Annotated in this window: 10 protein-coding genes and 1 pseudogene; 2 read left to right on the top strand and 9 right to left on the bottom strand. The window is 69.6% G+C overall.

Features of this window, described 5'->3' with window-relative positions:
- Window positions 1-154 precede the first annotated feature (154 nt).
- Together glmS and FBY22_RS36075 are read right to left on the bottom strand one after the other, a co-directional pair.
- Window positions 155-1,972: a glutamine--fructose-6-phosphate transaminase (isomerizing) gene (gene glmS, locus FBY22_RS36080; protein ID WP_142152165.1), complete on the bottom strand. Its 1,818-nt coding sequence runs from the start codon at window positions 1,970-1,972 to the stop codon at window positions 155-157.
- Window positions 1,973-2,004: 32 nt separating this feature from the next.
- On the bottom strand, window positions 2,005-2,262 hold the full coding sequence (locus FBY22_RS36075; RefSeq protein WP_142152164.1) for a hypothetical protein: 258 nt from the start codon (window positions 2,260-2,262) through the stop codon (window positions 2,005-2,007).
- Window positions 2,263-2,437: 175 nt separating this feature from the next.
- Here FBY22_RS36075 and FBY22_RS36070 point away from each other — a divergent pair.
- Window positions 2,438-2,980: pseudogene (locus tag FBY22_RS36070) on the top strand (fibronectin type III domain-containing protein); the annotation flags it as partial.
- 7 nt (window positions 2,981-2,987) lie between these two features.
- Here the strand turns inward: FBY22_RS36070 and FBY22_RS36065 are convergent.
- Window positions 2,988-3,863, bottom strand: coding sequence for a DUF4429 domain-containing protein (locus FBY22_RS36065; RefSeq protein ID WP_142152163.1), 876 nt, complete (start codon window positions 3,861-3,863; stop codon window positions 2,988-2,990).
- 60 nt (window positions 3,864-3,923) lie between these two features.
- Between FBY22_RS36065 and FBY22_RS36060 the strand changes: the two genes are divergently transcribed.
- Complete coding sequence (locus FBY22_RS36060) at window positions 3,924-5,507, top strand: beta-N-acetylhexosaminidase (protein WP_142152162.1); 1,584 nt, start codon at window positions 3,924-3,926, stop codon at window positions 5,505-5,507.
- 60 nt (window positions 5,508-5,567) lie between these two features.
- On the opposite strand, the gene FBY22_RS36055 is transcribed toward FBY22_RS36060, so the two are convergent.
- The 6 genes from FBY22_RS36055 to FBY22_RS36030 form a co-directional block, all read right to left on the bottom strand.
- A complete protein-coding gene (locus FBY22_RS36055; RefSeq protein WP_142152161.1) occupies window positions 5,568-7,337 on the bottom strand; it encodes an IucA/IucC family siderophore biosynthesis protein in 1,770 nt (589 codons plus the stop codon).
- Window positions 7,334-7,861, bottom strand: coding sequence for a GNAT family N-acetyltransferase (locus tag FBY22_RS36050; protein WP_142152160.1), 528 nt, complete (start codon window positions 7,859-7,861; stop codon window positions 7,334-7,336). Before FBY22_RS36050 ends, FBY22_RS36055 begins: the two co-directional genes overlap by 4 nt.
- Complete coding sequence (locus FBY22_RS36045; protein WP_142152159.1) at window positions 7,858-9,144, bottom strand: lysine N(6)-hydroxylase/L-ornithine N(5)-oxygenase family protein; 1,287 nt, start codon at window positions 9,142-9,144, stop codon at window positions 7,858-7,860. Before FBY22_RS36045 ends, FBY22_RS36050 begins: the two co-directional genes overlap by 4 nt.
- Entirely contained in the window at window positions 9,128-10,570 is a 1,443-nt protein-coding gene (desA, locus tag FBY22_RS36040) for a lysine decarboxylase DesA (protein ID WP_142152158.1), read from the bottom strand. Before desA ends, FBY22_RS36045 begins: the two co-directional genes overlap by 17 nt.
- Before the next feature lie 120 nt (window positions 10,571-10,690).
- Window positions 10,691-11,524 carry a siderophore-interacting protein gene (locus tag FBY22_RS36035; protein ID WP_142152157.1) on the bottom strand — a complete coding sequence of 278 codons (834 nt, stop codon included), beginning with the start codon at window positions 11,522-11,524 and terminating at the stop codon, window positions 10,691-10,693.
- A gap of 1 nt (window position 11,525) precedes the next feature.
- The gene (locus tag FBY22_RS36030) at window positions 11,526-12,578 is read right to left on the bottom strand and encodes an ABC transporter substrate-binding protein (protein ID WP_142152156.1); all 1,053 of its coding nucleotides are present in this window, start codon (window positions 12,576-12,578) and stop codon (window positions 11,526-11,528) included.
- Between the last annotated feature and the right edge of the window lie 28 nt (window positions 12,579-12,606).

Raw genomic sequence — 12,606 nt, 5'->3', positions numbered from 1 at the left:
TGCAGGCCGGGGGGTGACGGCCACCGGCTGACGCAGCGGCGGACCGGAGCGTTGGGCGGTTCCGGTCCCTGAAGGAACGACCCCCTGTGTTGGTGGCACACAGGGGGTCGTTCACGTCCGCGCCGCTCATCTCCCGCCGCGGACACGGTGGTTACTACTCGACCGTCACCGACTTCGCGAGGTTCCGCGGCTTGTCGATGTCCCGGCCGAGGGCAAGTGCCGTGTGATAGGCGAGTAGTTGGAGCGGGATGCCCATCAGGATCGGGTCCAGCTCGTCCTCGTTCTTGGGCACCACGACCGTGTGGTCGGCCTTCTCCTGGGCCTGGTGGGCCACCGCCAGGATCCTGCCGCTGCGGGCCTTGATCTCCTCCATCGCGGCGCGGTTCTTCTCCAGCAGGTCGTCGTCGGGGACGATCGCCACCGTGGGAAGGGCCGGCTCGATGAGGGCCAGGGGGCCGTGCTTGAGCTCCGAGGCGGGGTAGGCCTCCGCGTGGATGTAGGAGACCTCCTTGAGCTTCAGGGAGGCCTCACGGGCCACCGGGTAGCCGCGGACCCGGCCGATGAAGAGCATCGAGCGGGCGTCGGCGTACTGCTCGGCCAGCTTCTGGATCTCGTCCTCCTGCTGAAGGACCTCGGTGATCTGCTCGGGCAGCTTGCGCAGGCCCTCGATGATGCGCTTGCCGTCGCGCACCGACAGGTCACGGGTGCGGCCCAGGTGCAGGGCGAGCAGGGCGAAGGCGACCGTGGTGTTGGTGAAGCACTTCGTGGAGACGACGCAGACCTCCGGGCCGGCGTGGACGTAGATGCCCGCGTCCGCCTCGCGCGCGATCGCCGAGCCGACCACGTTGACGATGCCGAACACCCGCGCGCCCTTGCGCTTGAGCTCCTGGACGGCGGCCAGGACGTCGTAGGTCTCGCCGGACTGGGAGACGGCGACGTACAGGGTGTCGGGGTCCACGACCGCGTTGCGGTAGCGGAACTCGGAGGCCGGCTCGGCGTCCGCGGGGATGCGGGCCAGTTCCTCGATCATCTGGGCGCCGATCATGCCCGCGTGGTACGAGGTGCCGCAGCCGAGGATCTTCACCCGGCGGATCTGCCGGGCCTCACGGGCGTCCAGGTTGAGGCCGCCGAGGTGCACGGTGGAGAAGCGGTCGTCGATGCGGCCGCGCAGCACGCGGTCGACCGCCTCGGCCTGCTCGTGGATCTCCTTGTGCATGTAGGTGTCGTGGCCGCCCATGTCGTAGGAGGCCGCCTCCCACTCCACGGTGGTCGGCTCCGACGTCGTACGGGTGCCCTCGGTGGTGAAGGTGCGGAAGTCGTCGGCCTTGAGGGTGGCCATCTCGCCGTCGTCGAGGGTCACGATCTGCCGCGTGTGGGCGACCAGCGCGGCGATGTCCGAGGCGACGAACATCTCCTTCTCGCCGATGCCGAGGACGACCGGGGAGCCGTTTCGCGCCACCACGATGCGGTCGGGGTAGTCGGCGTGCATCACGGCGATGCCGTACGTGCCCTCGATGACCCGCAGGGTCTCGCGGACCTTGTCCTCCAGCTTCTCGGCCTGCGAGCGGGCGATCAGGTGGGTGAGGACCTCGGTGTCGGTCTCGGAGAGGAACTCGACGCCGTCCGCCTCCAGCTTGCGGCGCAGGTCGGAGGCGTTGTCGATGATGCCGTTGTGGACGACGGCGACCTTGTGGTCGGCCGACATGTGCGGGTGGGCGTTCACGTCGGACGGGGCGCCGTGGGTGGCCCAGCGGGTGTGGGCGATACCGGTCGTGCCCTTGAAGCGGGCCGGGACCTTCGCCTCCAGGTCGCGCACCCGGCCCTTGGCCTTGACCATCTTCAGGCCGGCCGTCTTCGGAGAGGTGACGACGATGCCCGCCGAGTCGTAGCCGCGGTACTCCAGGCGCTGCAGGCCCTCCAGCAGCAGGGGGGCGACGTCACGCTTCCCGATGTATCCGACGATTCCGCACATGTATAGGTATCCCGTTTCTCTGGCCGTAGGAGTCAGCCGTAGACGATGCGGCGCAGCTGCCTGAGCGTGAGCTCCGGCGGAGCCACCGCACGGTAGTGCAGGTCCGCCTCGATCCGTTCGAAGATCTCCGCGTTCACCAGGCCCTGGGCCTGCAGCTCGCGGTGGCGGCGACGGACGTACTGCGTGGTCGTCTCGTCGAAGTAGGCGAGCACGTCCTGGATCACCCGCAGTGCCTCGCCCCGGCTCAGAGGCGTGGACCGCGTCAGATGATCAACGAGTTCGTCGTGCACCCGGTAGATCCTGGGGTAAGAGCGAGGCTTTCGCAAGAATCCTGCCCGATATCGGGCAAGGTCCTGGAGGCGTTCTTTGGGGTTCTCATGAACCTCTGTTTGCGGCCCGGCCATCCCCCGCCTGGTGTCCGGTCGCTCGTGTGGACGAGTTTCAGACGCCATGGACATTCCTCGTATGGGCGTACCCGAGCAGCTCGCCGAGCGCATGAGCATGGCCGAGCAGCACGAGTACCTGCGCGCCAGATTCTCCCGGCGCAACCTGATGAGAGGCGGCGCCGTCACGATAGGCGCCGTCGCCGGTGGCGCGTTCGTGCCGGGCGCGGTCGCCCGGGCAGCCGTGCCGACCCAGAGCCAGAACCGGGCCGAGTACGTCGACGGCGCGCTCGTCGCCCCCTTCGGCCGCCACCTCGCCTTCGGCAACGACCCGCGCACCGAGATGACGATCTCCTGGCAGGTCCCGGTCACCGTGAAGAAGCCCTTCATCCGCGTCGGCGCCCACCCCTGGGACCTCTCCCGCAGGATCGAGGCCGAGGTCCGCAGCCTGCACACCCCGGCCGGCGTCGGCGCGAGCGGCGACCACACGCAGTACTACCTGCACGCCAGGCTCACCCACCTGCGCCCCGGCCGCACGTACTACTACGGCGTCGGCCACGAGGGCTTCGACCCGGCCGAGGCCCACCTGCTGGGCACCCTGGGCACCTTCACCACCGCCCCCGACACGGTCCTCACATGCGCTTGAGGACCGCCTGCTTGGCCATCTGGAACTCCTCGTCCGTCAGCACGCCCGTGCGGTGCAGCTCCCCGAGCTCGCGCAGCCGGCGCAGCAGCGCGTCGTGGTCGTCCCGGGGCGCTTCCCGCAGCTCCTTCCGCGGCTCCTCGGACGTCGCCGCCGACGTCGCCGCGGACGGGTGCGGCAGCCGGGCCTGGACGGCCGCCGCGACCAGAGCCATCAGCGGGTCCTTCCTGAAGCCCCACAGCTCCACGGAGTTCGGGTCGTACTTGGCCGGCGCGCTCGTCTGCGCGCCCCGCACCGCGAACCGCAGATGCCCGTTCTCCAGGCCGACGGCCGGCTGCCACTCCACCCCGAGCAGATCGGTGACGGCGAGCGTGCGGGTACCGGCGGCGGCCTTGGCGTCCTCCGTCTTCCAGTTCCACTCCAGGCGTACGTGCTCGCCGTCGAAGCTCGCCGTGCCGTCCCCGGCGGAGACCGACAGGGGCACGGAGGGACCCGGCAGCAGGTACTCGTTCACCGGCTCGGACGGAACCTCGTCCAGCAGCAGGGCGCTGCGGACCTCGTCCACGAAGTACTCGGCCACCCCGTAGCGGTCGGACTCCACGAGCAGTTGGTAGGGGTCGTTGGGCTCGGTCAGACGGCCCCCGGAGGCGTGCAGCAGCGGGTCGGCGCCGTCGCGCAGCCGCAGCCTGAGCCGCCCCGACTTCTTGCCCTGCTCGAACGAGACACCGGCCAACGCGCCCAGAGGGACGATGAGTTCACCCAGGGTCCGGCGAAGGAGGCTGACGTTTCTGTCCCGTCCGGGGGTCAGCCGCAGGGCATCGCCGTCGAAGGCCCACGTGCCGTCCTTCTGGATGATTTCCGCCATGGGGGGATTGTTTCACCGGTTGTGCGGGAGAGTGGTCTCTACCAATCGGAGGGAGTGCATGTGAGACTGCACCGCGTTCTGGGATCGCTGCTGCTCGTGGCGGCGGCAGGCACCTTCACGGTAGGAGCGACCACGGTGACCTCGGTGACGAAAGCGAGTCCGGCCCCCCTCGACAGGGTGGTCCCGGCCCCCGAGTCGGTCAGACCGGGCGGCGGCTCGTACCGGATCACCGACTCCACCGTCATCCGCGTCGACGACACCCTGAAAGCGCGCCGGCTCGGCCAGTACCTGGCCGACATCCTGCGCCCGTCGACCGGCTACCGGCTGCCCCTGGTCACACACGGCAGCACCGGCATCCAACTGCGCCTGACCCACGGCCGTTTCGGGCCGGAGGGCTACCGCCTCGACAGCGGACCCGACGGCGTCCGCATCACGGCCGACGAGCACGCCGGCCTCTTCCACGGTATCCAGACCCTGCGCCAACTGCTCCCGGCGGCCGTCGAGAAGGACTCCGTACAGCCCGGACCGTGGCTGGTCGCGGGCGGCAGGATCACCGACCGCCCGCGCTACGCCTACCGCGGCGCGATGCTCGACGTCTCCCGCCACTTCTTCACCGTGGCCCAGGTCAAGCGCTACATCGACGAGTTGGCCCTCTACAAGATCAACAAGCTGCATCTGCACCTCAGCGACGACCAGGGCTGGCGCATCGCGATCGACTCCTGGCCACGCCTGGCGACCTACGGAGGCTCCACCGAGGTCGGCGGCGGCGCGGGCGGCCACTACACCAAGGCCGACTACAAGGAGATCGTCCGCTACGCGGCCTCCCGCTACCTGGAGGTCGTGCCGGAGATCGACATGCCCGGCCACACCAACGCGGCCCTCGCCTCCTACGCCGACCTCAACTGCGACGGAGTGGCACCCCCGCTCTACACCGGCACCGACGTCGGCTTCAGCTCGCTGTGCGTCGGCAAGGACCTCACCTACGACTTCGTGGACGACGTCATCCGCGAGCTGGCGGCGCTCACGCCCGGCCGCTACCTGCACATCGGCGGCGACGAGGCGCACTCCACCAGCCACGAGGACTACGTGAAGTTCATGGACCGGGTGCAGCCGGTCGTCGCCAAGTACGGCAAGACGGTGATCGGCTGGCACCAGCTGACCGGCGCGCACCCGGCCAAGGGCGCCCTCGCCCAGTACTGGGGCCTGGACGACACCAGCGCCGCGGAGAAGGAGCAGGTCGCGAAGGCCGCGCAGGCAGGCACCGGGCTGATCCTCTCGCCCGCCGACCGGATCTACCTCGACATGAAGTACACCGAGGACACCCCGCTCGGCCAGGACTGGGCCGGCCTGGTGGAGGTCAGGCGGTCCTACGACTGGGATCCCGGCGACTACCTTCCCGGAGCGCCGAGTTCGGCGGTCAAGGGCGTCGAGGCACCGCTGTGGACCGAGACGATCGCGACGAGCGCCGACATCGACCAGATGGCCTTCCCGCGGCTCGCGGGTGCCGCCGAACTCGGCTGGTCGCGGGCGTCCGCGCTCGGCTGGGACGCCTACCGGGTGCGCCTCGCCGCGCAGGGGCCGCGGTGGGACGCGCTGGGCATCGGGTACTACCGGTCTCCGCAGGTGCCGTGGCCCGCGCGGTAGGCCGCTGATGCCGGGCGGGCACCCCCGAGGACCGTACTCCGGGGTGCCCGCCCGCCGTGATCAGAACCGGGCGACGGGATTGTCGAGGGTTCCGATCAGATGGAGGGCGCCCGACGGGTCCGCCAGGTCGACCATCTGCCGGTTGTCCCGCAGCTGCAGCCGGTTGAGGCAGGACAGCGCGAACTCGGGCGCGAACAGGTCGTACCGCTCGAACTTCCCGGCGAGTTCGGGCACCGACGCCTGGTACTCGCGGGTGACCTCGGCGACCGTCCGCCAGAAGTCGTCCTCCTCCAGGACGCCCTCGTCGGCGAGGTTCGCGGCGAGGAAGCGGAAGAAGCAGTCGAAGACGTCGGTGAAGATCGACAGCAGCTTCTTGTCCTCCGGCACCTCGACCCGGATCCGCCGCACCTCCGGCGGCAGCACCGCGTCCGGGTCCATGACGGCGATCTCCTCGGCGATGTCCTTGTAGATCGCGCGCTGCACGGCGCCGTCCCTCAGCACGAGGATCACGTTCTCGCCGTGCGGCATGTAGACCAGGTCGTAGGCGTAGAAGCTGTGCAGCAGCGGCACGAAGTACGCCCGCAGGTACTGCCGCAGCCACTGGACCGGCGCCAGACCCGACCGCTCGATCAGGGCCGCCGCGAACGACGCGCCCTCGTGGTCGACGTGCAGCAGGGAGGCCATCGTGGCGAGCGACTCGCCGTCCCGGAGGCCGGCCACCGGGCTCTCGCGCCACAGCGCGGCCAGCATCTTGCGGTACGGCGAGTAGCGGTCGGTCGCCTTCTCGTACTCCAGGTGCCGGTAACCGACGGCGGCCCGCTCCCGGATGATCGTCAGCCCCGTCGACTTCAGCACCGGGTCGCCCTCGACGAGCTGCGCCAGCCAGTCGTTGATCGACGGCGTCGCCTCCATGTACGCGGCCGAGAGTCCGCGCATGAAGCCCATGTTGAGGACGGACAGGGCCGTCTTGACGTAGTGCTTCTCGGGGTGGGAGCGGTTGAAGAAGGTCCGGATGGACTGCTGGGCCAGGTACTCGTCGTCGCCCTCGCCCAGGCAGACCAGGTTGCGGCGGGCCACCTCGGCGGCGAAGGTGACGGTGAGCTTGTTCCACCACTGCCAGGGGTGCACGGGGATGAACAGGTAGTCGGCGGGGTCCAGGCCCTGCTCGCGCAGGACGCCGTGGAAGCGCTCGACGGTGGCCTCGCCCAACTCGTCGCGCACGAAGGTCTCGTACTCGATCCCGACGCCCGCGGTGAAGGCCGCGCGGGAACGGTGGGCGGCCAGCCACACCAGACGGACCGGGCTCGCGGTCTCCGGGGCGTACGACAGGTACTCGTGGATGCCGAAGCCGAGCCGTCCGTTGTTGGCGACGAAGCAGGGGTGGCCCTCGGTCATGCCCGTCTCGATGGCCTGGAAGCCGGAGCGGGCCAGTTCGGCGACCGGGACCTGCGGTTTGGTGAGCTTGTAGCAGGTGCCGGAGAGGGTGGAGCAGATCTCCTCCAGGTAGACCGGGAGTATCTCGTCGCTCAGGCCGAGGGTGTCCTTCAGCTCGACGAAGAAGTCCAGTGCGGCAAGGGGGAGTTCGGCTCCGGCACGGGTGCGCGAGAGGGAGGCGGGGTCGATCCGCCAGTGGTCGAGGGCGCGGCGGACGGCGGTGAAGCGGTAGCTGGTCAGGCCGTCGTCGCCGCGGACGACGTACGCGTCGCCGTCCTCCTCCGGCGTGATCAGCCGCTCGTGCGCGAACTCGGCCAGGGCCTTGCGGATCAGGTGGCGGTTGGCCTTCTCCCACCGTTCGGGGGAGAGGTGGGAGACGGCGTCGGCGAGGGTCATGCCGGCACCGCCTTCTCGAACCGCTCGCGTGTGCAGAAGCTCAACAGCGCTTTCTTCTCCGGCTTCTGTATCTCCCGCTCGGGTATGAACCCGACGGCTTCGTTCAGGGCGTGGACGGCCTTGTTGGAGACGTCCGGTTCGACGACCACGCGCCTGACCGCCGGGTCCTCGAAGAGATGCCTCATGACGGCGGTGATGACGGCGCGGGTGAAGCCGTGGACGGGTGTGTCGGTGGGCGGTGTGAGGAAGTGCATGCCCACGTCCCCGGGCAACGGCTCGTACAGGCCGACGAGTTCGCGGTGCGCCGGGTCGTACCTCTCCATGAGGAAGGCGGGCACGCCGTCCTCGTCGAGCCCGAGCAGCGCGTGGTGGTGCTCGTCGGCCGCGATCTCCATGTAGGCCCGCTCGACGTCCTCCAGCTTCGCGTCCTGCATCATCCAGAACGCCGCCTTCGGATGGGTCACCCAGGCGTGGAGCAGCTCGGCGTCCCGCAGCGGGTCCAGGGGGCGGAAGGTGAAGGTCATACGGCGAACTCCTGGAAGGCGATGGTCTTTTCGACCGGGTAGTACTCGGTGCCGAGCAGCTCGCGGATGATGTAGCTGTTGCGGTAGGCGCCCATTCCCAGGTCGGGGGAGGTGACGCTGTGCGTGTGCACGGCCGCGTTCTGCAGGAAGACGCCCCGGCCCGTGGTGTCGATGGAGTAGTTGCGGGCGACGTCGAAGCGGCCGTGGCCGTCGAAACGGAGGCGGTCGCGGATCGGGGCGAGGAAGGCCGGCGGCTCGTAGTGGTAGCCCGTGGCCAGCACCAGACCCTCGGTCCGGATCTCGAAGTCCTTGTCCTGTTCGTCCTGGTGGAAGACCAGGGTGTAGTGGCCGTCCTGGTAACAGGCCTTGTTCAGCGAGGAGTTGGTGAGCAGGCGGGTGGGGACCGGGCGGTCGCCGCTCTCGACGTCCTTCTGGTAGAGCAGGTCGAAGATCGAGTCGATCAGATCCGAGTTGATGCCCTTGAACAGGCCCCTCTGCTGCTTCTCCAGCCGGTAGCGGGTCTCCTCGGGCAGCGCGCGGAAGTAGTCGATGTAGTCCGGGGAGGTCATCTCCAGGGTGAGTTTGGTGTACTCCAGCGGGAAGAACCGAGGGGAGCGGGTGACCCAGTTGAGTTCGTAGCCGTGGACGTCGATCTCGGCGAGGAGTTCGTGGTAGATCTCCGCGGCGCTCTGCCCGCTGCCGACGACCGTGATCGACGCCTTGCGCTGCAGTTCCGCCTTGCGGTGTACGTACTGCGCGGTGTGGATGAGGTCGCCGTCCAGGTGCCGGCAGGGCTCCGGGACGTAGGGGACCGTACCGGTGCCGAGGACGAGACGGCGGGCGCGGAAGGTGTCGCCGGCCTCGGTGCGCACGACGTACAGCCCGTCCTCGTACGTCACCTCGCGCACCGTCGTACCGAACCGGACGCTGCTGAGCCGGCCGGCCGCCCAGCGGCAGTAGTCGTCGTACTCGACGCGCAGCGGGTAGAAGTTCTCGCGGATGTAGAACGAGTACAGCCGGCCCTTGCTCTTCAGGTAGTTGAGGAAGGAGTAGGGCGAGGTGGGGTCGGCGAGGGTGACCAGGTCCGACATGAACGGGGTCTGCAGGTGGGCGCCGTCCAGGAACATGCCCGCGTGCCACTCGAAGTCCGGCTTGGACTCCAGGAAGAGGCCGTCGAGTTCGGTGATCGGTTCGGTCAGGCAGGCCAGGCCGAGGTTGAAGGGGCCGAGCCCGATGCCCACGAAGTCGTAGGTGTGCGGGGCGGGTTCAGCAAGCGCGGTCAAGGGACTCTCCCAGGTACTGCTCGGCGTTGCCGGCGATCAGGTCGAGGACGGCGGCGATGTCCTCGGCCGTCGTCTCGGGGTTGAGCAGGGTGAACTTCAGGTAGTGGCGGCCGTGGACCCTGGTGCCCGCGACTACGGCGGCCCCGGAGGCGAACAGGGCCTTGCGGGCGTGCAGGTTGGCGCGGTCGATCTCGGCGGGGTCTGTCACGCCGGCCGGGACGTAGCGGAAGACGAGGGTGGACAGGGTCGGCCGGACGACGACGTCGAAGCGGGGGTCGGCGGTCAGCAGCCGCCAGCCCTCCTCCGCCAGGTCGCAGACCTCGTCGAAGAGTTCGCCGACGCCGTCGGCGCCCATCACCCGCAGCGTCATCCACAGCTTGAGGGCGTCGAAGCGGCGGGTGGTCTGCAGGGACTTGTCGACCTGGTTGGGGATGCGCTCGCGCACCATGCGCCGCGGGTTGAGGTATTCGGCGTGGTAGGTGGCGTGGCGCAGGGTCGCGGCGTCGCGTACCAGGACGGCGGACGAACTCACCGGCTGGAAGAAGGACTTGTGGTAGTCGACGGTGACGGAGTCGGCGCGCTCGATGCCCTGGATGCGGTGCCGGTGCTTGAGGGAGGCCAGCAGTCCGCAGCCGTAGGCGGCGTCGACGTGCATCCAGGTGCCGTACTGGGCGCACAGTTCGGCGATCTCGGGGAGCGGGTCGATGGAGCCGAAGTCGGTGGTGCCGGCGGTGGCGACGACGGCCATGGGGATCAGGCCGTCCTCGCGGCAGCGCTCCAGTTCGCGGGCGAGGGCGACGGTCTGCATCCGCTTGTCGTGGTCGACGGGGACGGTGACGACGGCGTCCGGGCCGAGGCCGAGGAGTTTCGCGGACTTCTGCACGCTGAAGTGGCCGGCCTCGGAGGCGAAGACGCGCAGCTTCGCCGGGCTGTCGCTCTTGGCCTCCTCGCGGGCGAGCAGCAGGGCCTGGAGGTTGGACTGGGTGCCGCCGGAGGTGAACACGCCGTCCGCGCCGGGGCCGAGGCCGATGCGGGCGGCGGTCCAGTCGATGAGCTTGCGCTCGATCAGGGTGCCGCCGGCGGACTGGTCCCAGGTGTCCAGGGAGGAGTTGACGGCGGACAGGACGGCCTCGCCGAGGACGGCCGGGATGACGACCGGGCAGTTGAGGTGGGCGAGATAGCGGGGGTGGTGGAAGTAGACCGCGTCGCGGAGGTAGACCTCCTCCAGCTCGTCCAGGACGGCGCGGGTGTCGCCCAGCGGCCGGTCCAGGTCGACGGCGTCGATCCGGGGGGTGAGGGCGTCGACGGTGACACCGGTGAACGGACGGTCGGTGGTGGCGAGTTTGGCCGCCACCCGCTCTACTCCTTCGGTCACGGAGCGGCGGTAGTGCTCCGCGGTGAGGTCATTGAGCAGGTGCGAGCGCATGTGGGGGCCCTCCGGTGGGGAGTCCGTGCGGGGTGGGAGAGAGAAGGAAGCCTCGGCTTCAACTTAGGTTAGCCTAACCTAAGTTCCTCGCGTCGAATCCTCTCCCTCCAGTGACCGGCGTCACTCCTGTGCGCGCAGTTGCTCCTCGCTCAGGCCCTGGCGCCAGTAACCGACGAAGGTGACCCGCCGGCGGTCGATGCCCCGCTCGCGCACGAAGTGCCTGCGCAGCTCCTTCACGCAGCCCGACTCACCCGCGATCCACACGTACGGCTTCTGCGCGGGCGGGAGTTGGGCGGCGCGCAGGGCGTCGAGGGCCGGCGGGGAGCACGGGGCGGGGCCGTCGTCCCGGACCAGCCAGGTGATCTCGGCGTCCGCGGCGGTGGGCAGGTCCTGGATGTTTCCGGCGTCGCGCACCTCCAGCCAGACCCGGGCGGGGGTGCCGGGCGGCAGGGACTCCAGTACGGACGAGACCGCGGGGAGGGCGCTCTCGTCGCCCCACAGCACCATGAGGTCGGTGTCCGCGGGCGGGCGGAAGCGGATCGCGCGGTTGTCGGCGATCGCCGGACCCAGGATCAGCACGTTGTCGCCGGCGACCGCCCGGGCGGCCCAGGCGGAGGCGGGGCCGGCGGGGGTGTGCAGCACGAAGTCGATGTCGATCTCGTCGGGATCGTGGCGCAGCGCCCGGAGCGTGTACGAGCGCATCACGGCCCGTACGTCGTCCGGGAGTTCGCGCCAGGCCTGCCACCAGCCGTCACCGAGGTCGAGCGGCACCACGGGCGCGGACTGGCCGGGGTGCGGCACGAACAGCGACAGCGACTGGTCGAGGCCGTGCGAGAGGCACTGGGCCAGGTCCTCGCCGGTGAAGGTGACCCGGACCAGGGACGGGCCGAGCCGCCTCGTCCGGGTCACCTGGAGGGAGAAGAAACGGAACGGGGCGGCTACGGCCGTAGTCATGTCAAGCGACCTTCTTCGCCTTCTCGATGGCCTCGGCGAGGCTCGTCAGCAGGGGCGTGCACTTGTCGTGGGACAGGATCGGCTCGGGGTTGCGGGCGATGACCTGGCCCGCCTTGACCGCGGGGAGCTTCTTCCAGGTCGCCTCGGTGATGTCGGCGGGCTGGATGGCCGAGGTGCGGTTGTCCATCATGATGATGTCCGCCGCGTACTTGTCGACGTTCTCCCAGCTCAGCGACTCGTACCAGCCGCCGCCCTTCGCCTTGGCCTTCTCCGGCGGCTCGACGAGGTTCACGCCGAGGGCCTTGAAGTACTCCAGGTCGATGGAGAGGTTGGAGCCGGAGACGTAGAACAGGTCCTGGCTCGCGGAGCCGGCCAGCACCTTGATGTCCGGGTTGGCCTTGGTGGCCGCGCGCAGCCGGGCGGCGGCGTCCTCGAAGGCCTTCTTCGCCGCCGTCACCTTGCTCGAAGCGGTGTCCGCGCCGAGGGACTTCGCGAGCTGGAGCATCCGCTGCAGCGGCTCGGTGAGCTGGCGGTCGTAGACGGAGATGCCGACGCTCGGCGCGCCCACGGCGAGGATCTTCTTCTTCGTCTCCTCCGGGACGTACCAGAGCGTGCCCGCGTCGTCGAACATCGTGGAGATCAGCGCGTCGGGCGCGAGGGCCGCGTACTTCTCGATGTTGAACTGGCCCCACTCGTTGCCGAGGACGGTGACCTTGCTGACGTCCATGTCGCCGGCCTGGACGTCGGCCTTGCCGTCCTTGGTCCTCGTCGGGCCGAAGACGCCCTTGGCCTGGATGCCGTAGTCGTACAGCGCGGCGGCGACACCGACGAACGCGACGATGTTCGAGGGGACCTTGTCCGCCTTGGCGGTCTGGCCCCGGTCGTCCTTGAAGGACCAGGGACCGGACTTGGCGGCCGCCGTCTCGCCGCTGCCCGAGCTCCCGCTTTTCGCGTCGTCGTCCCCACAGGCCGCGAGCGCGGCACCGAGGCCGAGGGCCCCGCCCGCGGCGAGGACGCCGCGTCGGGAAAGGTGGGTGGCACGGGCATGGGGCATGGGTATGACTGCTTTCGAACGGGGCGGA

This window comes from Streptomyces sp. SLBN-31, from assembly GCF_006715395.1.
In the GTDB taxonomy this organism is placed as follows: Bacteria; Actinomycetota; Actinomycetes; order Streptomycetales; family Streptomycetaceae; genus Streptomyces.
This window is presented reverse-complemented; position numbering and strand designations above follow the sequence as displayed.